The sequence below is a fragment of the Comamonas odontotermitis genome, assembly GCF_040396735.1.
In the GTDB taxonomy this organism is placed as follows: domain Bacteria; phylum Pseudomonadota; class Gammaproteobacteria; order Burkholderiales; family Burkholderiaceae_C; genus Comamonas; species Comamonas odontotermitis_C.
In genome coordinates this window covers 13080-38296 of record NZ_JBEBNZ010000019.1, presented here as the reverse complement: position 1 = coordinate 38296, position 25217 = coordinate 13080, and the positions used below count along the sequence as shown (strand labels likewise).

Annotated in this window: 22 protein-coding genes; 3 read left to right on the top strand and 19 right to left on the bottom strand. The window is 61.4% G+C overall.

Annotation, left to right across the window (positions count from 1 at the left end):
• Nucleotides 1–56 precede the first annotated feature (56 nt).
• From ACH2DG_RS15670 to ACH2DG_RS15630, 9 genes are all read right to left on the bottom strand, one after another.
• A complete protein-coding gene (locus tag ACH2DG_RS15670) occupies nucleotides 57–299 on the bottom strand; it encodes a hypothetical protein (RefSeq protein WP_184710161.1) in 243 nt (80 codons plus the stop codon).
• Nucleotides 300–488: 189 nt separating this feature from the next.
• Nucleotides 489–1736 carry a phenylacetate--CoA ligase family protein gene (locus ACH2DG_RS15665; protein ID WP_395027285.1) on the bottom strand — a complete coding sequence of 416 codons (1248 nt, stop codon included), beginning with the start codon at nucleotides 1734–1736 and terminating at the stop codon, nucleotides 489–491.
• Between the two features lie 165 nt (nucleotides 1737–1901).
• Nucleotides 1902–2729 carry an ABC transporter ATP-binding protein gene (locus ACH2DG_RS15660; protein WP_224150754.1) on the bottom strand — a complete coding sequence of 276 codons (828 nt, stop codon included), beginning with the start codon at nucleotides 2727–2729 and terminating at the stop codon, nucleotides 1902–1904.
• Nucleotides 2730–2845: 116 nt separating this feature from the next.
• Complete coding sequence (locus ACH2DG_RS15655) at nucleotides 2846–4156, bottom strand: ABC transporter substrate-binding protein (RefSeq protein WP_395027283.1); 1311 nt, start codon at nucleotides 4154–4156, stop codon at nucleotides 2846–2848.
• 76 nt (nucleotides 4157–4232) lie between these two features.
• Nucleotides 4233–5297 (bottom strand): branched-chain amino acid ABC transporter permease, encoded by a 1065-nt coding sequence (locus tag ACH2DG_RS15650; protein ID WP_224150751.1) that lies wholly within the window; start codon nucleotides 5295–5297, stop codon nucleotides 4233–4235.
• A 15-nt stretch (nucleotides 5298–5312) separates the two neighbouring features.
• Nucleotides 5313–6242: a branched-chain amino acid ABC transporter permease gene (locus ACH2DG_RS15645; RefSeq protein WP_395027282.1), complete on the bottom strand. Its 930-nt coding sequence runs from the start codon at nucleotides 6240–6242 to the stop codon at nucleotides 5313–5315.
• A gap of 22 nt (nucleotides 6243–6264) precedes the next feature.
• On the bottom strand, nucleotides 6265–7047 hold the full coding sequence (locus ACH2DG_RS15640; RefSeq protein ID WP_395027280.1) for an ABC transporter ATP-binding protein: 783 nt from the start codon (nucleotides 7045–7047) through the stop codon (nucleotides 6265–6267).
• A gap of 25 nt (nucleotides 7048–7072) precedes the next feature.
• On the bottom strand, nucleotides 7073–9019 hold the full coding sequence (locus ACH2DG_RS15635) for an AMP-dependent synthetase/ligase (RefSeq protein ID WP_395027279.1): 1947 nt from the start codon (nucleotides 9017–9019) through the stop codon (nucleotides 7073–7075).
• 337 nt (nucleotides 9020–9356) lie between these two features.
• Nucleotides 9357–9611 carry an acyl-CoA-binding protein gene (locus ACH2DG_RS15630; protein WP_224150747.1) on the bottom strand — a complete coding sequence of 85 codons (255 nt, stop codon included), beginning with the start codon at nucleotides 9609–9611 and terminating at the stop codon, nucleotides 9357–9359.
• Nucleotides 9612–9734: 123 nt separating this feature from the next.
• Here ACH2DG_RS15630 and ACH2DG_RS15625 point away from each other — a divergent pair, with 123 nt between their 5' ends.
• The gene (locus ACH2DG_RS15625; protein ID WP_184710143.1) at nucleotides 9735–10463 is read left to right on the top strand and encodes a Crp/Fnr family transcriptional regulator; all 729 of its coding nucleotides are present in this window, start codon (nucleotides 9735–9737) and stop codon (nucleotides 10461–10463) included.
• An 18-nt stretch (nucleotides 10464–10481) separates the two neighbouring features.
• On the opposite strand, the gene ACH2DG_RS15620 is transcribed toward ACH2DG_RS15625, so the two are convergent.
• The gene (locus ACH2DG_RS15620; RefSeq protein WP_395027278.1) at nucleotides 10482–10670 is read right to left on the bottom strand and encodes a hypothetical protein; all 189 of its coding nucleotides are present in this window, start codon (nucleotides 10668–10670) and stop codon (nucleotides 10482–10484) included.
• A gap of 640 nt (nucleotides 10671–11310) precedes the next feature.
• On the opposite strand from ACH2DG_RS15620, the gene ACH2DG_RS15615 reads away from it, so the two are divergent.
• Nucleotides 11311–12111, top strand: coding sequence for a pseudouridine synthase (locus ACH2DG_RS15615; RefSeq protein WP_395027276.1), 801 nt, complete (start codon nucleotides 11311–11313; stop codon nucleotides 12109–12111).
• A gap of 151 nt (nucleotides 12112–12262) precedes the next feature.
• Here the strand turns inward: ACH2DG_RS15615 and ACH2DG_RS15610 are convergent, their stop codons facing one another.
• From ACH2DG_RS15610 to ACH2DG_RS15575, 8 genes are all read right to left on the bottom strand, one after another.
• Complete coding sequence (locus tag ACH2DG_RS15610; protein WP_224150743.1) at nucleotides 12263–12832, bottom strand: glycerol-3-phosphate responsive antiterminator; 570 nt, start codon at nucleotides 12830–12832, stop codon at nucleotides 12263–12265.
• 17 nt (nucleotides 12833–12849) lie between these two features.
• Nucleotides 12850–14391 carry an FAD-binding oxidoreductase gene (locus tag ACH2DG_RS15605; protein WP_395027275.1) on the bottom strand — a complete coding sequence of 514 codons (1542 nt, stop codon included), beginning with the start codon at nucleotides 14389–14391 and terminating at the stop codon, nucleotides 12850–12852.
• Entirely contained in the window at nucleotides 14385–16067 is a 1683-nt protein-coding gene (locus ACH2DG_RS15600; RefSeq protein ID WP_395027274.1) for an FAD-dependent oxidoreductase, read from the bottom strand. Before ACH2DG_RS15600 ends, ACH2DG_RS15605 begins: the two co-directional genes overlap by 7 nt.
• Nucleotides 16064–17605 (bottom strand): FGGY family carbohydrate kinase, encoded by a 1542-nt coding sequence (locus ACH2DG_RS15595; RefSeq protein ID WP_395027273.1) that lies wholly within the window; start codon nucleotides 17603–17605, stop codon nucleotides 16064–16066. Before ACH2DG_RS15595 ends, ACH2DG_RS15600 begins: the two co-directional genes overlap by 4 nt.
• Before the next feature lie 23 nt (nucleotides 17606–17628).
• Nucleotides 17629–19065, bottom strand: a complete 1437-nt coding sequence (locus tag ACH2DG_RS15590) for a nitrate/nitrite transporter (RefSeq protein WP_395027272.1) — start codon at nucleotides 19063–19065, stop codon at nucleotides 17629–17631.
• A gap of 218 nt (nucleotides 19066–19283) precedes the next feature.
• Nucleotides 19284–19580 (bottom strand): YciI family protein, encoded by a 297-nt coding sequence (locus ACH2DG_RS15585; RefSeq protein ID WP_395027271.1) that lies wholly within the window; start codon nucleotides 19578–19580, stop codon nucleotides 19284–19286.
• 135 nt (nucleotides 19581–19715) lie between these two features.
• Complete coding sequence (locus ACH2DG_RS15580) at nucleotides 19716–20525, bottom strand: alpha/beta fold hydrolase (RefSeq protein ID WP_395027270.1); 810 nt, start codon at nucleotides 20523–20525, stop codon at nucleotides 19716–19718.
• An 87-nt stretch (nucleotides 20526–20612) separates the two neighbouring features.
• Entirely contained in the window at nucleotides 20613–21404 is a 792-nt protein-coding gene (locus ACH2DG_RS15575; RefSeq protein WP_395027269.1) for an aminoglycoside adenylyltransferase family protein, read from the bottom strand.
• Between the two features lie 192 nt (nucleotides 21405–21596).
• Here ACH2DG_RS15575 and ACH2DG_RS15570 point away from each other — a divergent pair, with 192 nt between their 5' ends.
• On the top strand, nucleotides 21597–23816 hold the full coding sequence (locus ACH2DG_RS15570) for a prolyl oligopeptidase family serine peptidase (protein WP_395027268.1): 2220 nt from the start codon (nucleotides 21597–21599) through the stop codon (nucleotides 23814–23816).
• Between the two features lie 60 nt (nucleotides 23817–23876).
• Here ACH2DG_RS15570 and ACH2DG_RS15565 read toward each other — a convergent pair whose 3' ends face one another.
• Nucleotides 23877–25199 carry an MFS transporter gene (locus tag ACH2DG_RS15565; RefSeq protein WP_395027267.1) on the bottom strand — a complete coding sequence of 441 codons (1323 nt, stop codon included), beginning with the start codon at nucleotides 25197–25199 and terminating at the stop codon, nucleotides 23877–23879.
• Nucleotides 25200–25217: the final 18 nt, after the last annotated feature.

Genomic DNA, 25217 nt, shown 5'->3' with positions numbered 1-25217 from the left:
TCACTGTGAGGAGCGGGGCGCCTTCCACGGGATTTTTAGGTCCTCTGTAGCGCTTTCTACTTCACCAGGATATTGCCATTGTCGACGTGGTATTCGAACTCGGGCTTGGACAGGGAGACGATCACCGGCTGGCCCTCGGATTCCCAGGACAGGACAAAGCTGGCAATGGCCGTGGCCACGTCGACATCGAGGTTTTCAGGGATCGTTTCCAGTTGACCATCGCCAATGCGATGCTCGACCTTGCCCACCACGCGGGCCTTGAAATTTTCCGGATAGTTGTGGGAGTGTTCAGTCGTCATAGGTTGTCTCTCCTTTGCTATGAGGGGCACCGCACCGGCGGCCAACACATAAAAATGCGGCTTGCGCCTCCCATGGGGAGGCCACAGCCGCATACATGGTTTTTACCACAGCCCCAAGGCTGCAATATGTAAGAACGCGTCGACGATTGCGGTGTGCAAATTGCGATGGCATTTGCACACTGCACCCGATCACTCGTAGCTGCGTGCGTCCTCGATCACTTTGCCGTCATTGGGCAATTCACCCGGGCGCAACAGGGCGACTTCGGCGCGCAGTTTGGTGACTTCGCGCACGGCATCTGCAATCTGCTCGGCCAGGCCCACGCCCAGTTCGCGGGTTTCCACCTGGAGGCTCATCTGGTCGTTTGCCATGGCACCGGTCACCACAAGGCGGGCCTTTTCCACCTGGGGAAAGCGTTTCACGATCTCGGCCACCTGGCCGGGATGCACAAACATGCCCCGCACCTTGGTCGTCTGGTCGGCGCGGCCCATCCAGCCCTTGATGCGGGTGTTGGTGCGTCCCGTGGGGCAGTTGCCGGGCAGCACGGCCGACAGGTCACCCGTGCCGAAGCGGATCAGCGGATAGTCGGGATTCAAGGTGGTGACCACCAGCTCTCCCACTTCGCCTTCGGGCACCGGGTCACCAGTTCCGGGGCGCACGATTTCGACAATCACGCCTTCGTCCAGCACCAGCCCTTCGCGGGCACTGGTTTCATAGGCAATCAGCCCCAGGTCGGCGGTGGCATAGCACTGGTATGCAGCCACGCCCTGGCTGGCAAACCAGTCGCGCAGCGATGGAGGGCAGGCTTCACCGGAGACGAGCGCCTTGGTCAGCGATGCAATTTTCTGGCCCTGGGATTGCGCCTTTTCCAGGATGATCTTGAGGAAGCTGGGCGTGCCGATGTAGCCATGGGGCTGGAGGTCCAGCATGGCCTGCACCTGCTGCTCGGTCTGGCCCGTACCCGCCGGAAACACCGTGGCTCCCAGTGCCTGCGCACCCGACTCCATCATCGAGCCCGCAGGCACGAAGTGGTAGCTGAAACTGTTGTGCGCCAACTCGCCCGCGCGAAAGCCGGCAGCGTAGATGGCGCGCGCCATGCGCCAGTAGTCAGGGCGATTGCCTTCGGGCTCGTAAATCGGGCCAGGGCTGGCAAACATGCGCGGCATGGCCTTGCCAACGCCGATGGCGTTGAAGCCCCCAAAGGCATGGCGGGAGCGCTCGGCCTTCTGGCGCTCCAGCAGCTCATGCTTGCGTGTGACAGGCAGGCGCGCCAAGGCCGCACGACTGGTGATGCTCGCTGCATCCACACCTTGCAAGATAGTGGCAAACGCACTGGAATGCTGCTGTGCATGTGCGATCTGGCGCGGCAGCGCGGCAAGCAGCGCGGCTTCACGTTCATGGGGTGTGCGCGTCTCCAGCGCATCGTAGAAGGCACTCATGGCAAATCCTGTGAATGAAGGTGGAGGGCGTGGCCTATAAAACGGGCGCATCCCGATATGCGAGACACCGAGGAAGGGCCGCCCCGCTCAGAGGGTGTCGTTCCCCTCCCATAGCGCGAAGCGCGTAGAGAGAGGGGGAAGGCGCATAGCGACTCAGGGGGGGCTTCATGCCAACCACCGCTTGCGGCGCTTGTAGCTTTTGACGTCCTTGAAGCTCTTGCGTTCTCCGCCACCCATGCCCAGGTAGAACTCCTTCACGTCTTCGTTATTGGCCAGGTCGTTTGCTGCGCCGTCCATCATGATGCGGCCGCTTTCCATGATGTAGCCATAGTCTGCATATTTCAGCGCCATGTTGGTGTTCTGCTCGGCCAGGACGAAGGTGACTTTCTCCTTCTGGTTCAGGTCCTGCACGATGTTGAAGACTTCTTCGACGATCTGCGGCGCCAGGCCCATCGATGGCTCATCGAGCAGCACCATGCGCGGGTTGCTCATGATGGCGCGGCCAATGGCACACATCTGCTGCTCGCCGCCCGAGGTATAGGCCGCCTGGCTGGTGCGCCGGGTCTTGAGGCGCGGAAAATAGTTGTAGACCTTGTCCAGATTGGCGGCGACCTCGCCCTTGCTGGTGCGTGTGTAGGCGCCGGTCAGCAGGTTTTCTTCAATGGTCAGATGCGCAAAACAGTGGCGACCCTCCATCACCTGCACCACACCGCGTTTGACGAGGTCGGACGGCGAGAGGTTTTCGATGCGTTCGCCTTCCAGCTCGATGCTGCCCTTGGTAACTTCGCCACGCTCGCCCTTGAGCAGGTTGGAGATGGCGCGCAGCGTCGTGGTCTTGCCCGCGCCGTTGCCGCCCAGGATGGCAACGATACCGCCTTGCGGTACGGAAAGCGACACGCCCTTGAGCACCAGGATCACATGGTTGTAGATGACCTCGATGCCGTTGACCACGAGCAGCGGCGCTGCGGTAGATGCGGGATTGGATGTGCTCATGGCCTCACCGTATGCTGTTGAAAGTGAAGCTGCCTGCGCTCACCAGACAATAATTTCAATATGAAATCCATTTGAAAATATCGCCAGGCAAGCGCTAACAGCTATGGTTCTGCAGATTAGTTGCAGCTGCGAATCGGTAGGTTCTTTTCCTTGGCGTACTTCTCGCCATACTCCTTGACCAGTGGGTCGATCAGGCTCTTGTCAGCCTGGTACCAGTCGGAGACCGCGGTGAACTTGGCTCCGTCCCACTGTGCGATGCGCGACCAGTCGGCACCCAGGTGGTTTTCGCAGCTGGTCTTGAACGGACGCAGGATCTTGCCGAAGCCCAGCTCGTTGAGGCGCTCCTGCGTGAGGTTCAGGTTTTCCAGCCCCCAGCGCACCTGCTCGCTGGTCATCACCTTGCCCTTGCCGAATTTCTCTTGCGCGGCGCGGATGGCTTCCACCTGCAGCATGGCAATCATCATGCCGCGGGTGTGCGCCAACTGGCCCAGTTCCTTGGCGTCCGATGCGGTGCCCTGGCCCTTGTCGTACAGCATGGTCTTGACCTCGTCGTGCACCTTGTCGCGCTCGGCAGTGTTGTGGATGGTGACGGTGTTGTAGCCCTTGGCGCCGGCGCCGATGTCCTTCACGTCATGGTCAGAGCCTGCCCACCAGATGGCGTACATCTTCTCGCGGGGATAGCCGGTGGCCTGGGCTTCACGCACGGCCGTAGGCGTCATCACGCCTGCAGACCACAGCAGCACGTAGTCGGGACGGTTCTGACGGATCTGCAGCCAGGTCGATTTCTGCTCCACGCCTGGGGCGGTCACCGGCAGCAGCATCAGCTCGAAGCCATCCTTGGCTGCGCGCTTCTGCAGCAGGGGAATGGGCTCCTTGCCGTAAGGTGAATCGTGGTAGACCAGTGCGATCTTCTTGCCCTTGAGATTGCCCTTTTCCTTCTTCAGGATGTCCTGAATCATCGAGTCGGCAGCGGTCCAGTAGTTGCCCAGCAGCGGGAAATTCCATTCAAAGGCGCGGCCGTCGGCAGACTGCGACAGGCCGTAGCCTGGAGTCACCACAGGCATCTTGTCGCCAGGGGCCTTGGCGCTCACGGCGAAGGTGATGCCGGTCGATTGCGTGTCGAAGCTGGAGACGCCTGCCTTGGTCTTGAAGCGCTCATAGCACTCCACGCCCTTGGCCGTGTCGTAGGCGGTCTCGCATTCCTCAAAGGCAATCTTCACGCCGTTGATGCCGCCCTTGGCATTGACGAGCTTGAGGTAGTCCTGCTTGCCGTCGCCCCATGGAATGCCCAGAGGCGCAAACTGACCGGTGCGGTACACCAGAAGCGGCACAAACTGCTCCTGGGCCTGTGCGGCAGGGGCTGCAATCAGTGCGCCCATACCCAGCGCTGCGGTGGCAGCGGCGATAACAGCTTTCTTGAAAGACATGGTTCTATCTCCTTTGGGTTGTTGGGGACTGATTACCCCTCTCACGAACACTCTGCGTTGCTCTGCTGAAAACGGATCAATGGGGGAAAGGCCACAGACGCAGCTTCTGGCGGGCCGTGGCCCACAGCTTGGCCAATCCGTGCGGCTCGACAATCAGGAAAAACACGATCAGCGCGCCAAACACCATGTGTTCCAGATAGGTGGCGGTGGCGGTGGAAATCGGCAGACCGAGCCAGTGCGGCGCCTGGGTGAGGAAGATGGGCAGCAGCACGAAGAAGGCCGCGCCGAAGATGCTGCCCACGATGGAGCCCAGGCCGCCGATGATGATCATGAACAGCAACTGGAACGAGCGATCCAGGCTGAACGCCGCAGGCTCCCATGCCCCCAGATGCACAAAGCCCCACAGTGCGCCTGCCACGCCCACGATGAAAGAGCTGACGGCAAAGGCGGAGAGCTTGGCGTACATGGGGCGAATGCCGATCACGCTGGCGGCCACGTCCATGTCGCGCATGGCCATCCACTCGCGGCCCACGGCACTGCGCACCAGGTTCTTGGCCAGCAGGCCCAGCACGCACAGGATGGCGAGGCAGAACAGGTATTTCTGCACCGGCGTCTCGATGGCCATGCCAAACACCGACAGCTTGCCAGCGCTCACCGAGCCCGAAGAAGAGTTGTTGGTGACCCAGGCTGCACGGCTGGTAAGCCAGTCCACAAAGAACTGCGCTGCCAGCGTGGCCACTGCCAGATAGAGGCCCCGGATGCGCAGGCTGGGCAGGCCGAAGAGCACTCCGATCAGCATGGCCACAAGGCCTCCGCCAATCAGCGACAGAATGAGCGGCATGCCTTCGAAACGCACATGGAAGTTGTAGGCGGCATAGGCTCCGGCGGCCATGAAGGCGCCCGTACCCAGCGAGATCTGGCCGCAGTAGCCCACCAGGATATTGAGGCCGATGGCGCCCAGCGACATGATCAGGAAGGGAATCAGCACCGCCTGGAAGGTATAGTTGCTGAAGGTGAAGGGCACCACCAGAAAGGCCACCAGCAGGATGGCAATGATGGCCCACTTGTCCTGAAGCACAGGGAAGATCTGCTGATCGGCCGCGTAGCTGGTCTTGAACTGGCCATTTTCACGATAAAACATAGGTCAGGTCTCCAGTTACACGCGGTCGATGATTTTGTCCCCGAAGAGACCTTGAGGACGGAACAGCAGGAAACACAGCGCCAGGCCATAGGCAAACCAGGTTTCGATGCCGCCGCCCACCATGGGGCCCAGGTAGACCTCGGAGAGCTTTTCGCCAATGCCGATGATCAGTCCGCCGACAATCGCGCCCGGCACCGATGTGAGGCCACCCAGAATCACCACTGGCAGGGCCTTGAGTGCCACCAGCGACAGCGAGTACTGCACACCCAGCTTGCTGCCCCAGATGATGCCCACCACCAGGGCCACACAGCCTGCGACCGACCAGACGATCACCCAGATGCGCGAGAGCGGAATGCCGATGGATTGCGCGGCCTGGTGGTCGTCAGCCACGGCACGCAGTGCGCGGCCGGTCTTGGTTTTCTGGAAAAAGATGCTCAAGGCAACCACCAGCACGGCGGCAATGGCGGCGGCATACAGGTCTTCCTGGCTGATAAGGACACCGCCCTGGAAGAGGTTCTCCAGCACGAACATCGGATCCTTGGGCATGCCCACATTGATGCTGTACACGGCCGAGCCGAAAATCAGCGGCCCCAGACCGTCCAGGAAATAGGCGATGCCCAGGGTTGCCATCAGCAGGGCAATGGGCTCCTGGTTGACGAGATAGCGCAGCGCAAAGCGCTCGATCAGCCAGGCCACGCCCACCATGATGGCCATGGCGACTGCCAGCGCCAATGCGATGCTGATGACGCCCGGCTCCATGCCGAGCCATTTGGGAATCCATTCGGAAAAACGCGCCATGGCCAGGGCTGCAAACAGCACCATGGCCCCCATGGCGAAATTGAAGACGCCCGATGCCTTGAAGATCAGTACAAAGCCCAGCGCAATCAGCGCATAGAGCATGCCCACCATCAGGCCGCCAAACAGAGTTTCGAGAAAAAATGCCATGCTTCGCTCCTGGAACCTGTGCTCAGTGGCCTGCGCCGAGGTAGGCGCGAATCACGTCTTCATTGGCGCGCACTTCATTGGGTGCGCCGTCGCCGATCTTCTTGCCGTAGTCCAGCACCACCACGCGGTCCGAGATGTCCATCACCACGCCCATGTCGTGCTCGATCAGCACGATGGTGGTGCCGAACTCGTCGTTCACATCCAGGATGAAGCGGCACATATCCTGCTTTTCTTCCACGTTCATGCCCGCCATCGGCTCGTCCAGCAGCAACACCTGTGGTTCCATGGCCAGTGCGCGGCCCAGGTCCACACGCTTTTGCAGGCCGTAGGGCAGCTGACCCACGGGTGTCTTGCGGTACGCCTGGATCTCCAGGAAATCGATGATGTGCTCGACAAACTCGCGCTGCTGCATTTCTTCGCGCTGCGCGGGGCCGATGCGCAAGGCCTGCATCAGGATGTTGCTTTTGACCTTGAGATTGCGGCCGGTCATGATGTTGTCGATCACGCTCATGCCCTTGAAGAGCGCCAGGTTCTGAAAGGTACGGGCCACGCCCATCTCCGCCACCTGGCGGCTGTTCATGTGCGCAAAGGTCTGGCCACGGAAGGTGATCGAGCCTTCCGATGGCGTATAGACGCCGTTGATGCAGTTGAGCATGGAGCTCTTGCCGGCGCCGTTGGGGCCGATGATCGAGCGGATCTCGTGCTCTTTGACGTTGAAGGAGATATCCGTCAGTGCCTTCACACCGCCAAAGCGCAGGCTGATGTTCTGGATGTCCAAAATGACGTCACCGATTTTTTTGCTCATGGGTGGCTTTCTCTCGGCAAGGGCTTCAGGCGACAGACTTCACAGGCGTGAAGGTCTTGCTGTCGTCGATCTTCAAGGTGGCGCTCACGCTGCCGGTGCGGCCGTCCTCGAACTTCACCTGCGTTTCGATGAACTGTTCCGTGCGGCCGGCATACAGCGCATCGACCAGCACGCCGTATTTGTCGGCGATGAAGCCGCGGCGCACCTTGTTGGTGCGGGTCAGCTCGCCATCGTCGGCATCGAGCTCCTTGTGCAGCACCAGAAAGCGCGTGACCTGGCTGCCCGCGAGCATGGCGTCGGTTGCCAAGTCGGCGTTGACCTTCTCCACGCAATCCTTGATGAGTGCGTAGACCTGGGGCTTCTGCGCCAGGTCGGTGTAGCCCGCGTAGGGCAGGTTCTGGCGCTCGGCCCAGTTGCCCACGGCCTCGAAGTCGATGTTGATCATCGCGCAGACTTTTTCTCGGCCGTCCCCCAGTGCCACCGCTTCCTTGATGAAGGGGAAGAACTTGAGCTTGTTCTCGACATACTTGGGCGCGAACATCGCGCCGTCGTTGGCGCCGCCTTTCAAGCGGCCCACGTCCTTGACCCGGTCGATGATCTTGAGCTGGCCGCTCTTGTCCATGAAGCCCGCGTCACTGGTGTGGTACCAGCCGTCTTCGCTCAGCACCTCGGCCGTGGCCTTGGGGTTCTTGTAGTATTCCTTGAGCAATCCTTTGGACTTGACCAGGATTTCGCCGTTGTCTGCCATTTTGATCTCGACACCGCGGATCGGATTGCCCACCGTGTCGGCAAATACCTGGTTGTCTGGCTGGATGCAGACAAACACGGCGGTTTCGGTCGATCCATACAGTTGCTTGAGGTTGATGCCGATGGAGCGGAAGAAGGTGAACAGATCAGGCCCGATCGCCTCGCCAGCGGTATAGGCCACGCGCACCCGGCTGAAACCCATGTTGTTGCGCAAGGGGCCAAACACCATCCAGTCGCCCAGCCGGTAGCTGATCTTGTCCATCAGGCTCACGGGCTGGCCATCACGCAGGGCGGGGCCCACCCGTTTGGCCACTTCCATGAAGTGGTGGAACATCTTGCGCTTGATGAGGCCGGCATCTTCCATGCGGATCATCACGCTGGTCAGAATGCCTTCAAAAATGCGCGGCGGTGCAAAGTAGTAGGTGGGGCCGACCTCTTTCAGGTCGATATTGACGGTGCTGCTCGATTCGGGGCAGTTCACCACATAACCACAGGCCAGCCATTGCGCATAGCTGAAGATGTTCTGGCCAATCCAGGCGGGGGGCAGGTAGGCCAGCACTTCTTCCTTGCTGGTCAGATTTTCGAATTCGGCACCTGCAGAGGCGCTCTCCAGCAGCGAGCTGTGGGTGTGCACCACGCCCTTGGGGTTGCCGGTGGTGCCGGAGGTGAAGAACATTGCGGCCACATCTTCGTTTTGCGTCGCATGCACCTGTTCCGCAAACCACTGGGGGTGGCTGTCGACATACGCCTTGCCAGTGGCGATCAGGCTGTCGAGCGATGCGAGGCCAGGCTCGGAATAGTTGCGCAAGCCGCGAGGATCGTCGTAGAAGATGTGGCTGATCAGCGGGCACTGCTCGCGCAACTCCAGCAGCTTGTCCACCTGCTCCTGGTCTTCCACGAGGCAAAAGCGCACTTCGGCGTTGTTCAAGGGGAACACGCATTCCGCAGCAACGGCGTCCTGGTACAGCGGCACGGGAATCGCGCCCAGCGACTGCGCAGCCAGCATGGTGGCATAGAGGCGAGGGCGGTTGGCACCGATCAGCACCAGGTGCTCGCCACGCGCGAGGCCGGCTTGCGACAGACCCGCTGCGATCTGCGAGACCAGGGTCGCCAGATGCGCCCAGTCATAGCTTTGCCAGATGCCGTATTCCTTCTCGCGCAACGCAGCGTCGTGCGGCCGGCTGGCGGCATGCTGCAGCAAGAGCTTGGGAAAGGTAGTGGACATGTGCCGTCTCCTGAACCGTTTTTATGGATCGCATGCTTGAAAGCACACGTCGTTGTTGAAACGGAATGTAGAAGCAGCTTTGACGTTATTTTGTCTTTATGACGACAATCCTAGGGAAAGCACTCTCGGTGTTTACCTGTGATGAGGAGCAGGTTGTGGTATCGGAAGAAAAGACGCATAGCTTGCGCCATCTTGATGTAACGCAGAAGCAAATCCGGCCCCGCAAGCCAGACTGCAGGGTGCCCGTGTTTGGAGGTGGATGCCTGACCGGCCCGGTCGGTGCAGGGGCAGTAAAAAACGGCCCTGGGGCCGTTGTTGGGTGGGCTGGCTCGGTGGGTTATTCCAGCGATTTCACCAGGTCGATGTACTGCTGCTTGGCATCGTCCTGCGCCACGCCCTTGAGCTGGTTCCAGGCATTCCATTTGGCAGATGCGACAAAGTCGGTGAAACCGGGCTTGGGCTCGTTGTTGTCGCCCACGGCGCCTTGCTTGTACAGGCCATAGAGCTTGAGCAGGGTCTGGTTGTCCGGGCGCTCGCTGAGGTTCATCGCGTTGTCCTTGGCGGCTTCAAAGGCGGTGTTCAAATCGGTCATGGTGTTTCCAATGCAATCAAAAGCTGGGCCTCAGTGTAGCTGGCGCGCAAGCGACAAACCAGCCTCGCACACTAGTGCGTTCCCTATAGGAATGCGACGGGCTCTGCGGCAATCTTGCGCCCTATGACTGTCACCGCATCCCTGTACCAACGCCGGCGTGCACCCAGCCCGGATGAGCTGGCGGGCATCCCCTGGTTGCGCGTTCTGCAGCCAGCGGAGCGTGACCATGCTGTGCGGCAACTGGTGGTCACGGAAGCAGAGCCCGGTGAATATGTGTGCCGGGTCGGGCGTCCGGTCACCTTCTGGTTTGGTGTGATCGAAGGCCTGCTCAAGATGAGTGCCGAGGACAGCGAAGGCCGCACCATGACGTTCGCGGGCATGCCCCGCAGCGGCTGGTTTGGCGAAGGTACGGCGCTCAAGCGCGAGCCCTACCGCTATGACATCCAGGCCCTGCGCAAAAGCACCATTGGCGGTATTCCGGTCGATACCTTCCATTGGCTGCTCGACCATTCATTGGGATTCAACCGTTTCATGATGCACCAGCTCAATGAACGGCTGGCACAGTTCATCTCGGCACGCGAGATCGACCGCCTCAACCGGCCTGAGGAGCGTGTGGCGCGCACCCTGGCGGCCCTGTTCAATCCGGTGCTCTACCCCGGCGTGAGCGATGTGCTGCGCATCACCCAGCAGGAACTGGCCTACCTGGTGGGGCTGTCTCGTCAGCGCGTGAATGAGGCACTGGCGGCGCTGCAGGAGCAAGGCGCCATACGCATTGAATACGGCGGCTTGCGTGTGCTCAATCTGCAAGCCCTGCGCGGCAAGGGCTGGTTCGTCAACCCCGAGCGCGCTTGAGCAGCAGCGGGCCCTTGTTCAAGGCTTGCTTTCTGGGGCGCCGGGTGCGGAGCCTGGGCCCGTACTCGGAGTGCCAGGGGCCGCCGTATCGGGTGCGGGCATGGTGCCCGGGGTGGCGCGCGGGGTGGGTACGGACGAAGGGCCTCGGTCGCAGCCGCTGACAGCCGCTGCACAGGCCAGTACCGCACACAGGGAAAGCCATTTCATGGTGTTGCTCCAATACTTGTCAAACGAAGTTTCATGCTACGCCGCTGTGGAGCGGCCAGAAACAGCGCTGTTGCATCCGTCATATCTGCTTGCATTTGCAGATTGCGGTGAAGAGCCTGTGTTCATGCAGCTTTGCGAACCTCTTGCCGTAGGCTGGATCTGGCATGGGGATGCAATACGGGGAGTGGGACACGATTTCCGTAAGAACCCCGGGAAAATGTAATCCCGTCTGGTACTGACAGGCGGACCACAAGGCCGTGCGGGGAAGCCAGGCATGGGATTCGCGCGACAATACAGGGCTATGCCAAACGCTCCTGCTCCATCCCCAGCCCCCGCATCTTCCTCGCCCGAGGGGGAGGGCCGTAAAAAATTGACGCTCAGCAGCAAGCCTGCGCCAGCCCCCGCCGCGCGCGGCGCAAGCGGGGCACCGCGCAGCAATGCAGGGGCCGGTGCAGGTGGAGGCGCGCGCCGCAGTGGCGCGCCAGGCCGGTTCGCAGGGGACGAGGGTGCGCGTGGGGCCCGCAACACGGCAGGAAAGCCGGGGGGCTACGAGCGTTCACGTGATGGTTTCCGGCCTGCTCCGCCTGCCCGCAGTGAACCCAAGGCGAATGTGTGGCGGGCAGATGCTACGCCACGCACCATGCAGACGGCGACTGCCCAGGCGCAGAACGTGCAACTCAAGGCTGAAGGCCAGGTGCGTGTGAACAAGCGCCTGTCCGATCTGGGCATGTGTTCGCGCCGCGAGGGCGATGCCTGGATCGAGAATGGGTGGGTACTGGTAAATGGCGAGGTCGCCACGATGGGCCAGTTGGTGAGCGTGACCGACAAAATCGAAATTCAACGCGCCGCGCAGGAGCAGCAGGCCCAGCAGGTCACGATTCTGCTCAACAAGCCCATGGGCTATGTCAGTGGTCAGGCCGAAGATGGCCATGAACCTGCCGTGGTGCTGATCAACCCGCCCAACCACTGGCGTGAGGACCGTAGCAAGACGCGATTCAACTTCAGCCAGCTCAAGGGGCTTGCGCCTTGCGGCCGGCTCGATATCGATTCGGTCGGCCTGCTGGTGCTGACGCAGGACGGCCGCATCGCCAAGCACATCATTGGCGAAGACTCCGAGGTGGACAAGGAATACCTGGTGCGTGTGGTGTACGGCTCGGTGGAAAAGGACGTGGAGCGTCATTTTCCAGAAGACAAGCTGGCACTGCTGCGCCATGGCCTTTCGCTGGACGGTCAGGCGCTGCTGCCCGCCGAGGTGGATTGGCAAAACCCGGAGCAACTGCGTTTTGTGCTGCGCGAAGGCAAGAAGCGCCAGATTCGCCGCATGTGCGAAGCAGTGGGCCTGCATGTGGTAGGCCTCAAGCGCATTCGCATCGGCAAGGTGACGCTGGGCAATCTGCCGGTGGGGCAGTGGCGCTATCTGGGCGCAAATGAAGGCTTCTGAGCCAGCCAGCAAACCGAAGACTTGACAAAAAGGATAGCTGTTTGCGCAGGACAGGATGGGATTTCAGGCCAAAACGCTTGGAAACCAATATTGGTATGCGCAGGCAGCTTCCTTTTTTATTTCTTTGACGCAGAGAATGGGCTGCGTGATATCAAGAAGCCCGGCTCCACAGTTCCGCATCGCTGCTGGATACCGCACACGCGCCTGAGCGCAGCGCCAGCGCCACGTGCTCCTGGTTGCAGATGAAGCCGGACGCCACAATGGGCGGCATGGATTGCTTCTCGGCCTCGGAAATGTGCGCCAGCATCGGCGCCGGCATGATCTGCACAAGGTTGGGATCACTTTGCTCGATGGCCTTGACGCTGCGCGGCCAGGTGGACCTGTCGGTCACGAACACCTTGAGCATGGTGAGCAGGCCTGCCTTGTTGGCCCGCTGGATGGTTGCCATTCTGGTGGACAGCAGGCTGCTGGCACCAATATCGACCAGGTAGTCCACCGCCCCCTTGTCCTGCGATATGCCGTCGCAGCTGTCGATGTTCACGATGGCGAGCTTGTCTGCCTTGGTGATCGTGGAGACCACCAGGCGGAGTTTTCGCAGCTCGATATTGGCAACGATGGCGACTTCGGCATCGCTGGCCAGGAACGCGCCCATCTGCTCGGCACCGTAGAGGGTTGCCATGACGGGGTATCTGGCGAGCCTTGCGCCCAGGGAGCGGTCCATGCTGGCAATCGTTTCGGTTAAGGCGTTACTTCGTCGGACAGGCCAAGTTTGCCCGGATTGAGCAGATTCTTGGGGTCCAGCATTTTCTTGGTCAGCTGCAGCAATGAAAATGCCGTGCCCAGCGACTCGGCCATGTACGGCGCGCGCAGCAGTCCCACGCCGTGGTGGTGGCTCAATGTGGCATTGTAACGAAGTATGACTGCATTGGCCGCATCCCAGGCGGCGCGGTACCAGTCGGCCCGCTTGTCCACGTCGACCTCGCCGCGCAGCGAGAAGTAGAGGCACGCGCCATCGACATATGCATGGGATTGGTGGGCGGAGCCGGCCAGCGTGCCAGGCACCGATGCGATGGCCTTGACCACCTCGTCATAGATGGCGGGGAGATCACGCCAGCAGCCAGACATCTCCAGCGTATCGGCGACAAAACCGGGGCTCTTCTTGAAGCCTTCCGCGCTTTTGCCGGTGAGGTAACGCGTATCCAGCCAGCGCTCCAAAATGGCTGCGCCGTCCAGTTCGGTGCCGGTGGCCTTGCACACGCGCTCACAGATTTGCATGACGGCGTCGACCATTTCCGGTGCGCCTTCGTCGGCAATCATCAGCACATGGGTCGTGGGACGATTGAACTGTACCCCGCTCTCCAGCGCGTCATACAGGCGCAAGGCGGCGGGGTTGGCCCCTTGCTGCATGATCTGGCGACAGGCTTCCAGGCCTTGCGCGAAGGTGCCGAATTCGTAGGCAATGGCCTTGCCATAGTCAGGCAGGCGGTGCAGCTTGAAGCGGATGCGAACAATGATGCCCAGCGTGCCCTCCGAGCCGATGAACAACTGCTGCAGGTCCGTGCCGATGGCTGCGCGCGGGTATCCGCCCACGGTGATGAGGCTGCCATCGGCCAGCACCACATCCATGCCATACACCATGTCTTCGATCTTGCCGTACCGGGTTGACAGCTGGCCCGCGCCCCGGCAGGCAACCCAGCCTCCCACGGTGCTGATGCCGAAGGACGAAGGCCAGTGGCCCATGGTCATCTTGAACTGGCCCTGGATGGTCTCTTCGAAGACGTCTCCGAACATGCCGGCTTCCACATTGACCACCTGGCTGACTTCATCAAAATCGACCAGCTTGTTGAGCTGGCAGATATCCAGGACGATGCCTCCCCGCACGGGAAGCGCCGCGCCGGTGACGTTGCTGCGACCGCCTGCCACGGTCACCGGAATGGAATGCGCGTTGGCGATGCGCATCACGGCCTGGATCTGCGCAACCTGCGAGGCGTGAACGATGACTGCATCCGGTGTGGCGGGCTGCCCCGAAGTCTCTGCGACCATGGTGCGGGCCCACCAGTCGCGTGTTCCAGCAATGACGGCTTCGCGGGCAGTCTCCACCTTGTCCGCGACCTTCTGCAGCGCTTCTACCTGCGCCTGGGTTACCAGCACCGGATCGCGCTGAAGGCCTGCCGGACCGCCGAACTCGGTGATGCCTGCCGCATAGGCGGGCGGGGTATGGGCGCCCACCACGTAGTTGCGACGGTTGTAGCCACGTTTGATTGCATCTTTGCTCAGCATTGGATATCTCCCATAAGAATGGATTTTTCACGTTCAACAGATTGGCGGTATGCGGCCACCTGTTCCGAAATGTCGTTTGCGTTCAGACGGAGCTCGGCCTGCAGGATTTCGCCCACGCGCGTTGCGGCCAAGGCGGATGCGTCGCGCGCCATGAGCCGCGCTCGCATGCGCCGGGACAGCACGTCTTCCACCGTTCTTGCCATCTCGTGACGCACCGCATAGACGACCTCCGCTTCGGTGTACGCAAGCCCTTCCACGATGGGCTTGAGGAGGGCGGGGTCGGGCTGCATGATGTCGCTGACAAACCGTGCCTCTGTTCCATAGCGCTCACCCAGATGCGCCGAGAGGCCGCCTGTGGCCGTGATGGCCTGTGCGTCGTAACCCGCAGCGCCCAGCAGGAAGGCAGACTTTGTGGTGCATCGCTTGCGCCGTCCCAGCTGTTTTTCCACGGTGTCCACTGTTTGCTCTGCCATGTGGCGAGAGGTGGTCAGCTTGCCGCCCACAATGGTGACGAGTCCGTCTTCGGCGACATGAATCTCGTGGTTGCGCTTCATCTCGACGGTCTTTCCGCCAGCCGGCCCGACCAGCGGGCGGCATCCTGCGATGCTGCCGACCACATCCTCTGGCTGCAGGTCGGTCTTGAGGGCCGAGCGAGCGCCTTCCAGCAGAAAATCGAGTTCCTTGCGTGTGCAGTGCACATCGTCCAGGCTGCCTTCGTAGTCTTCATCCGTCGTGCCGAGGTAGGAGACGTTGCCCCACCTTGTGATCGTGGCGCGCCTGCTGCGTCCGGGCACCGGAATGGTGACTGTGCAGTCGTTGCGGATCTTGAGCCACGGAATGGCCACGTGCACGCCCTTGGCGGGGCGAACATGCAGTGTGGCTTCCTGCCCATTCTTTCGACCATCCCAATCGCGCAGCCAGACACCGGTTGCCATCACCACCGACCGGGCTTGCACGCGGATCTCCTTGCCATCAACCTGGGTGATGGCGCCGTCAACCTTGCCATGTTCATTGCGCGTCAGCGAGACCGCCTTGCAATGGTTCACGACGGTTGCGCCATGGAATGCGGCTGTTCGGGCAATCGTCAAGGTCAGGCGCGCATCATCCACCCGCGCATCAAAGTACATGAATCCGCCCATCAGGTGGTCTTCGCGGAAAGTCGGGCAGTGCGAGAGTACTTCGGCCTTGGACAGCTTCTGGTGCAGGATTCCCTCACGCCAGCCACCGGCGAAATCGTAGGTCCACAGCAGGCTGTTGAAGGCCTTGGCCAGTTTTTTGTCAAACACGCCCTCGCGTTCCATCACGGGAAACAGGAACGGCAGCCGATGCACCAAATGGCGGGCGTTGCGGCGCAGGCGTTGTCTTTCCAGAAGCGAATGGCGAACCAGGCCCAGGTTTCCCTGCTCGATATAGCGCAGCCCACCGTGAACCATCTTGGACGATTTGGACGATGTGCCGGACGCAAAGTCATCTTTCTCGATGAGGGCGACCCGGTAGCCGCGAAGGCTGGCGTCCAGTGCGACATAGGAGCCGGTGACACCACCGCCTATCACGAGCAGGTCGAATTTCTCGTCGCCCAGTTGTGTCAGCTGCTCGGCACGCTCCAACCGCAGCGGGGCGGTCAATGTCAATTCGGCGCTGTCCTTGCCATATAGGTTTGTTGGCCAACCTATCATGCTGCTTTCTCCGTTGATTCAAGACGTGTGTACTTTCTTGCGTGGGCCAGCTCGTCGGCCACGCGTGCGTGCCAGATCGCCCGCCGGTGTGTGCGCTCGTCCTCGCCCATCTGCGGCTCGAAGACAGCATCTGTCTTCAAGGTGGCGCAGGCTTCTTCCAGCGAATCCCACAGCAGGCCGGAGCCTCCTGCCAGGAAGGCAATTCCTCTGAGGCTTGCCTTATCGGTTTCGGCCAGACGGCGCACAGGCATGCCCATCAGGTCGGCCTGTATCTGCAACAAAGTGGAGCTGCCAGCCAGACCGCCTCCGACCAGCAGCTCTGATACGCGGGTGCCAGACGCTTGCTGGTTCGCGTCCATGCACGAGGTCACCGAATGCGCGATGCCCTCCAGAATGGCCTTTGCCAGCTCCGCCTTGGAGGTCGCCATCGATATTCCGAGCACCGATGCCCGCGCTGCAGGCTCCATCGACGGAATGCGCAGCCCCGTCAGTGCTGGCACGAAGAGCAGGTCTGGAGAGGTGGTTGCGCTGCTGGCGAGGTCACTGATCTGCTTGGGGTCGCTGAACCACTCCAGCTTCTCGCATATCCAGTTCAGGGCCGAGCCCGTGGTGGGCACATAGGTTTCGATGGCAAAGCGAGACAATCCATGCGTTCTTCGGGCGGTCATCGTCAGGGAGCTCTCATGGCCGCCATCGTGCGGCGCCAGATCACCACCCGTCAGAACGTCCACGAAACTGCCTGTGCCATGCACGCACATGGCCTGTCCGCGCTCCAGACAGCCCAGACCGATGGCTGCAGCATGCTGGTCGCCTGCACAGGCAAGAATGGGCACTTCGATACCCAAGAGCTCGTGCCGGGTGATGCCAAAATCGTCGGCGTCTTCCCGGAGCCTGGGCAGTAGCTCTTGCGGAAACTCCAACGCCTCCAGCCAGGAATCCAGATACCGGTGTTCCCGGAGGACGTATGCGTTTCCCGAAGTCACGTTCGTCGGCGTCGTGACCAGTTCGCGTGACTTCGAAAGGTGCCACAGCAGCCAGGTATCAATGGTTCCGAATGCCAAGCGCTTTTCCCGGTAGGCCTGGGCAACCTCCGGTACCTCTCGCAGCTTGTGCCGGGCCCACAGATAGGGCGAGCGGACACCGGCAGGTCGCCCCGCATACTGCACCAGGGTGGAATCCCAGCGCGCGGACAATGCTGCCAGCTCTTCCCGGTGCCTCGAATCCTGCCAGACCATGACGGGAGCAAGAGACCTGCCGGTCGACGTATCCCACAGCACTGCGGAGCAGCGCTGGTTGGCAATGGCCATGGCCACGATGTGCTTTCCGCTGGCCTGCGCTTGCGCAATCACCCGCCGGCACACCAGCAGCGTTTTCTCCAGCAGAACATCTGCGTCTTGCTCAACGGTTCCAGGGCGCGGACACGACACATCCAGCGGAATGTAGTCCTGGCCGAAGACAAGGCCATCTCTTCCCACCAAAGCTGCGCGTGTGCCCGAAGTCCCCTCGTCGATGGACAAAATAACGTCGTTGTCGGCCATTGCCTGTCTCCTCTTCCTTTCGGCTATCGCGCAGCTACCACTTTGACGGCATCGGCTTCAAACTGGGGAGCGTCGGGCTCGTTGTCCGGGTTGACGGAGGCGCGCGTCGGATCCCATTTGATGGTGAAGCAGATGAGGCTGGCCACCAGCGGCACCACCGACAGGATCAGGAAGGTGGTCTCCAGGCCGTATTGCTGGCGGAACAGCGGAAACACCAGCAGACCCAGGGCTGCGCCCATTGCGCCCAGCGCACCAATGACACCGTTTGCCCCGGCACGCAATTCACTGCGGAAGGACAGCGTCGAGAGGCTTTTCCCGTTGGCGCCCGGACCGCCAGAATGGAACAGAATGAACAGTGACGGTGCTGCAACAGCTGCCCAGACAGGCATCTTTCCATTGAAAAGGCCCAGCACCAGCAGCATCAGAAAGACCAATGCAAACCCGATGGCAGAGGCGCGCCGCAATCCCAGAATGCGGCCGATCGTGGGTGAGAGAAAGCCGCCAACGATGCCGAAGACGTTGAATACCAGCGCACCCAGCGTGGCCTGCTGAAAATCCTTGCCAAACAGCGACGCGCTGATCAGCGGGAGATACCAGCCCACTGCAAAGTACTGGATCGACTGACCAATCTGCACAGTGGCCGCCAGTATGGTGCGTGGCAGATAGACGCCGCGGAAAATCAGCAACACATTTGCAAGCCCCCGCTTGGCCTGGTTGATGACTGGCAAGCGTTCGGAAACCGGCGCTGCGACAAATGATTGGGCGTAGATGCGAGTCATCGAGCGGGCAGCATCTTCAAGGCGCTCCTTGCGCGCCAGCCAGGTCGGGCTTTCAATCAGCAGGCAAAGCTGCAATACCAGAATGAAGCAGCCGAATACAGCGGTGGCTGCGACCGAATAGCGCCACAGCGAATCGCCCACGCCCCAGGAGTTGAACCACAGCGCAAGCACCAGGTTGGTACAGACGGCCATGTACCACATGCCTTGCCATACGTTCAGGCGGCTCTTGAACCGTGCCGGAGTGAACTCTGCCAGCACGGCCATGGCAATGGCGAAATCAATGCCATAGGCTGCACCCACAAAGAAGCGGCCGAACAGAATGGTGGAATAGTCGGGCGCAAACGTGACCAGCAGCGCGCCGATGACGGCGAGCACCTTTGCGATGATGAGGGGGCGCATGCGGCCCCAGCGGTCGGCCATCCAGCCGCCAATGGGATTGAAAGCGATCGACACCCATGAGGCAAGCGATGTCATCCATGCAACTTCAGCAGGGGTCAGCTGCTGGTCGCGCGTCATGGGCCCGAGGCCTACGCTGAGTGCAGAATTGGAAAATGCATCGAGAAACAGGCCGCCAAGCGCGAGCCACCAGATAACGCCCGCCCGACCTTTGATTCCCTGGCGTCCGTCGATAAAGGATATGACATCCTGGACACCACGAATTTTTATAGCGCTGGTTTGCATCATTGCCTCCTTGATGTGCTGCAAGAGGCCGATACAAACCCATAAGGCGCGACGAAGCCATCTTACAGATGGTCTTCAAATCTGAACCTGTATGCGCCCATTGTAGAACGCATGTTCCGCACACAACTCAGGACAAACCACTATCGCCTCCCCAGGCTGTCGCATAAGCGAAAGCTTGGGCGGGCGACGCTCCGTGCAATGAAGCTGGCAGACCCATTTCAGAGTTTGCACACGCCGTCGACATAGGCCTTTCGCCAGCGGGTGATCCTGATGTCTCCAAAAAGCCCGATCTTGAAAAAAGGGTCCTGTTCAATGAAGGCGCGCGCCTCTTCGGCGCTTTCCACGGCGACGATGTACAGGCCGCCGCCTTGGTCGGTGCCATCGTCATTCAGCTTGGCGCCGCATGCGATCAGCGCTGCCTTGTGTTCATCGAGAAATCTGAGGTGCGCATCCCGATTCTCTTTTCGCAGGGAAAGGCTGTTGGGCTTGTCAAAGGTTTCGATGATGTAAGGCATACAAGGAAGAGGAATCAAGAGGAGGTATGAAGCGTAGCGCACGCACCCTTCGTACGGGTGATGCGGAGTTGACAGCGACTGGCCGGTGGCTAGTGCGCTGCCGGCAGGGCTGCATGAATCGGCTCATGGTGCCGTTCATTCGGTGGGCGTGTGCAGGTGCTTCAGAAATGCGATGACGGCGGCGTTGAACAGGGCTGGCCGTTGCCAGGGAGCAAAGTGCCCGACACCAGGCAAGGGGGCGAACCTGGCATTGCCCAAGGTGTCTGCCAGATACATCAGGTGCTCACGAAAGATGAATTCATCATTCTCTGCGTGGCATACCGTGGTCGGTACATCCATCCGCGCAAGCTGAGCCGCCTGGTAGTTCGGCTCGCTCGACTGCATGCGTTGAACTGCCTCAAAGACCTCGTCGAAGTTGCCGGGTGCCGGCGACAACGCGGCATATTGCTTGCGGTGGTGTTGCAATACACGTTCGATGTGCGGCGTCATCTCGAACGGCTTGGTTCCGGACGCGTCCACATTGCATGCAAAGAAGAAGAGGCCATGCACCCTTTCGGGGGACGTTTCCGCCAACACCAATCCGGTGTCCGCGCCATCGCTCCAGCCAACGATGGCGGCTTTGGATATGTGGAGATGGTCGAGTACTTGCCGAGCGTCTGCCGCCATGTCCGTGTAATGCAATGGCCTGCCATCCCAGAAGCTGCGGCCCTGGGCGCGGCTGTCAATGGTGATGGCGCTGTATCCATGGTCGACCAGCGCGGGGATCAGACACGCCCAGTTGGTGCTGTTGCCCATGCCGCCATGCAGCAGGACAACAGGCGGGCCCGCGCCAAAGACGGCGAACCAGATGCGCGCTCCCTGGGCATCGACATACCCGTGGCGCCTGGGATCAGGGAGTGCCGGGAGGCGCTCCGCAAGGTGCAGCAGGTCATCGTCGCTCTCCAAGGCGTGTCACTCCTTCGTCGTTGTGCTTTGCAAGAGGCCAAAGCGGCCAGTATCGCCGGCAGGTGGAGCTGCAAGGTGATTCGCCGTTCAGCCAGCCAGCTTTTGCTCCACTTCTGTGCGAGCATCACGCACGAACGCCTGCACGGCGTCGGGCTGGATGGGTAAAGTGTCCTGCTCCAATCCCAAGTAGGCGGCACGGGCATTTGCGACGACCGCTTTGTGGCGGTCGTCCACGCGTTCAAGTACCCAGGCGGCCGCTTCCTGCTTCGAGCAGATCCGGCCCGTCCACGCCGTGTACCAGCACCGAGCGAGTGCGAGAACGATGTTCCGCTCGTCCCCTGCCCAGTCCTCGGGCTGGTTCCACTGCCCGACAGTGTCCAGAAGGGCTCGCTCAAGGTCGGCCTGTGGAACATGCGGAAGGAGCGCGGAGGCTTCAGGCCCACGCAGTGCAATGCTGCTGTCTCGAACCTTGGTGATCAGGATCGCCAGATCCGGGTCTCGCATCGGCGCTTCGAACACACCGGCCAGCAGGTCATGGCGGAGCCATTCGCCGAATTGCAATTCGCGGCGAGCAGGATAGCGCCAGGGCTTCAAATGGGCGAGACTCAGTACGGTGACTTCCAGAGGGCGAAGCATGGCCGACGCCCCAGGCGGCGCAGAAACCGTGAGGAGCTGCGTCAGAACAGCGCTGCGCTGGCTTTCGCTCGGTGCCTCATCCACGGTCACCAGCAAGTCCAGATCGCTGGAAGGCTGCAGACCTGTATCCACAGCCGATCCAAAAACATGCATGCTGACGATGGCGCTTCCCAGCTCCGCGTCCAGCACGGTACTCGCCAGTGAGAGCTGGTGGAGAACGACGGGTGGCAGTGCGCTTGGCATCTGTTCATTCTAAGACGCTGTGTTCCTGCATTGGTTGCGGAGCCATGGGTGCGGCGCATCTCACGCAATTGGCCCCATATGAAGCTGGAAATACCGGCCATTACAACAATAGACAGCCCTGTTTCGTCAGATCGCGCTGTGATTTCCAACGGCAGCGCTTTGCGGAGCTTCCAACTTATTGCCGAGACCGCCGTGCCCGTGTCCCCTTCCACACCTCTACCCGCCGAGAAATCTTCTTTGACCGCCAACTGCGCCGAGGCAAGCCGGCTCGCTCCAGGCTGGCCCGCTCTGGCAGCGCCCCAGGCTCCGCGTGAGGACCATGTGATCGAGCAACTGGGGCGTACCCGCAACGACGCGTTTGCCTGGATGAAGTTTGTGCCTGCCGTGGGTACGCGCACCATGGAGAGCCTGCCGCCGCGCTTGCGCCAGCACTTGCAGGCCGAACGCGACTATGCGCAGCAGCTATTGCGGCCACTGGCAGAACCTGCACAGGACTTCTACAAGGCAATGACGGCTTATGCGCACAGTGTCGTGCATGCGCCTGCAGCGTTGTCCGCATCGCCCTCTACGGGCTGGACCTATGGCATGGAGCCCAGTACGACCCCGGGCCACAAACGGTTTGTACGCCGGCATGCGGATGGACGGGTTGAGGCGCTGGTGGACGAGGCCGAACGTGCCGCAGGCCACGCCTATTACCGGGCTGCCGAGCACCAGGCCAGCCCGGATGAGCGCTATTTCATCTGGGCCGAGGACGTGATCGGCAATGATCGCCATCGCATCTGCGTGCTCGATACGCAGACGGGTGCAACCCAGGTGCTGGTACCGGAGGATGCATTTGGATATGGCGGCCTGGTGTTTTCACCGTCGTCGCAAAACGTTTTCTGGATCTGGCGTGACGCCCATAGCCGCCCCTCGCGCCTCTATCGCACGCCCGTGACTGGCGGCGTGGCCGAGTTGGTGCACGAAGAGCGCGACCCAGCCTTGTTCATGAAGGTGGCGCGCACAGCGGCCAATGGCTATGTGGCGGTGACGCTGTTCGGGCCCGACACGGGTGAGGTGCGCCTGATCGCAGCGGAAGCCGAGTGCGATTGGCCACGCACGCTGCGTGAGCGTGAACGCGGCATTCGCTACGAAATCAACGAGTGGGATGGTGGTCTGATTGCGCTGACCAATGTGGATGGAGCAGTCGACCGGCAGATCCTGCGCATGGAGCTTGCAGACAAGCCGGGCGATGGCATGCACGCCCAGGCGGCAGCTGAGCCACTGGTGCCACACCGCCTTGGTGTTCCCATCATTGCCATGCAGCCTTTTGCGTCTGTTTTGGCGCGGCTGGAGCGCGTGGATGGCCTCCATCGCCTCGTGCTGCTGCGGCCCGACGGCCATGAAACGGTGATCGCATTCAGCGAGCCTTCGTACGTGCTGGAGATGCCGCTGGCGCAGCCTTGGGATGCCACGCATGTGCGCATTTCCCACCAGACCCTGGCCCAGCCGCCGCGCTGGCTGAATGTGCGTCTGAGCGACGGACAGATCACCGAGGTGGAGCGCGAGAGCTATAGCGGGCTGGATGCGGACCGCTACCTGATCGAGCGTATGCACGCGATTGCTGATGATGGTGAGCGGGTGCCCATCACCGTGCTTTCCCGCAAGGATCTGGCAGGAAGCCAGCTACAGCCATTGCCTTTGCTGCTCACCGGCTATGGCGCATATGGCATTGCCTACGAGCCTGCGTTTTCACTGCCGGCGCTGGCTTGGGTGGATGCTGGTTACCGCTATGCGATTGCCCATGTGCGTGGCGGCTCGGAAAAGGGCTATGACTGGTACCAGGGCGGTTGCCGCGAGCACAAGCGCAACTCGATGGGCGATTTTCTGGCCTGCGCACAGCACCTGCAGGGCATGGGTTACAGCACGCCGGCGCAGACGGTGAGCCATGGCGTGTCGGCAGGCGGCTTGCTGGTATGCGGCGCGGCGAATATGCGGCCTGACCTGTGGGCAGGTGTCATCGCGCAGGTGCCATTTGTCGACATGCTCAACACCATGAGCGATGCGGGCCACCCGTTGGTGCCGCTGTTGCGTCCCGATTGGGGCGACCCGCTTGCAGACCCGGACGCCTACGATGCGATGGCAGCTATTTCGCCCTACGAGAATGTGCGCGATGCCGCGTATCCGCCGATGCTATGCACGGCGGGCCTCAAGGACGACCGGGTGCCTTACTGGGAACCCGCCAAGCTGCTGGCCAATATCCGTCGCTATTCCACCAGCAGCGCGCCTGCACTGCTGCTGCTCAACCCGGACAGCGGCCACCAGGAGAGCGATCAGCCGCAAAACGTGCTGCAGCAGGCTGCGCAACTATGGGCGTTTGCCGCGCATTGCATCCACACAGCGGCAGCTGTAGAAAAACACACCAGCCGTTGAGCGCTGCCGCCGCATGCCCGTTCTGCGCATCCGGCTGTACGACCGGCTGCGCGACCGACATTACGTAGCGGGCGCGGCAGCTACCAGGGCTGCGCTTTGCGTCGCGTTGCGTGTATACAGGAATAGCCGCCATGCGCAATAGGCTGAAATCAGCAAGGTGGGCACTGCAGTGATGGCGATGGCGCTGAGCATGCGGCCCTGCACCAACCAAGTGGAGACAAAGCCCGCCAGCAGAGGCCCCAAGGCACTGAAGACCGACACCACAAAGCTCCACAGCGCAAAACAGCGCGCGCGCAGCGGTGGCGGGGCCAGATCCTGCAGCATGGTGGGCACCAATGCATTGGCGGTGCAGGTGACGAACAGGAACAGGCCCACCACCACAAATGCCTGCTGGAGTGAAGCGGTGGAATAGAGCATCAGAATTGCCGGTACAGCCAGCAGTGCACAGATGCCCATCAGCATGGGGCGCACTGCGGCGCCCAGGCGCTTGGCAAGCCACCGGTCAAGCCAGCCCACCACCGGCAGGCAGCCAAGCGTGGCGACCAGCACCAGTCCTCCCAGCACCTTGCCGATATGTGCTGGCGTGGCGTCGAAGCGGCGCTCCAGTGCCAAGGCCATCAACTGGTTCAGGCCCTGTACGGCAATCATCAGGCAGCCAGCCACACCCACGAACAGCGCGATGGGCCGCCAGTGCTGGCGAAGATAGCCTTGTAGCGAGCCCGCCCCGGTGGCCTCTCCCTGCATCGCGTGGCGAGGCGGATTGACAGTGAACAGGCCCGCCACCAGCAGAGGCAGGCCGGCTGCTGACAGCAGCAAGAAGGCTTTGCGCCAGGGGTCGAGCGAGCCGGGAATCCATGCCACGGCAGCAGTCTGGATATCGCCAGCGTAGTAGAAGCCCGCGCTCGCGCCGGTCGATACCAGGGCAGCAAAACCAAGATTGGCGAACACGCGGTGGCGCTCGGGCGCCAGATCGGGAATCATCGAGTACACCAGCGGCACCATTGCAAATTCGGTGATCCCTGCCGCCGAGCGGCCCAGGAAAAACAGCGGAAAACTGGGTGTCAGCGCGCTGAGCACCATCATGGCTGTCGAGGCGAAAACCAGGCACAGCAGCACCCGTTTGCGCGAGAAGCGGTCGGCAAAGCGAGCCAGCGGTATTGCCAGCGCGCTGCCTACCAACACACCCGCCAGACCTTGAAGCGCGCCGACTGCGGCATCGCTGATGGCAAATGTCTTCTGGATGGCCGACAGCGAGATGGCCTGAAGACCGTAGTCGCTCATCTGCACGCCGGCAGCGAGGCCCAGAAAGACCACGGTCAGCAAGCTCTGTAGCGACCACTGCGCAGGGCCTTGGGCCTGTTCGGCAATGGAAGAGGTTTTCATATAGATACCGTTTTTTCC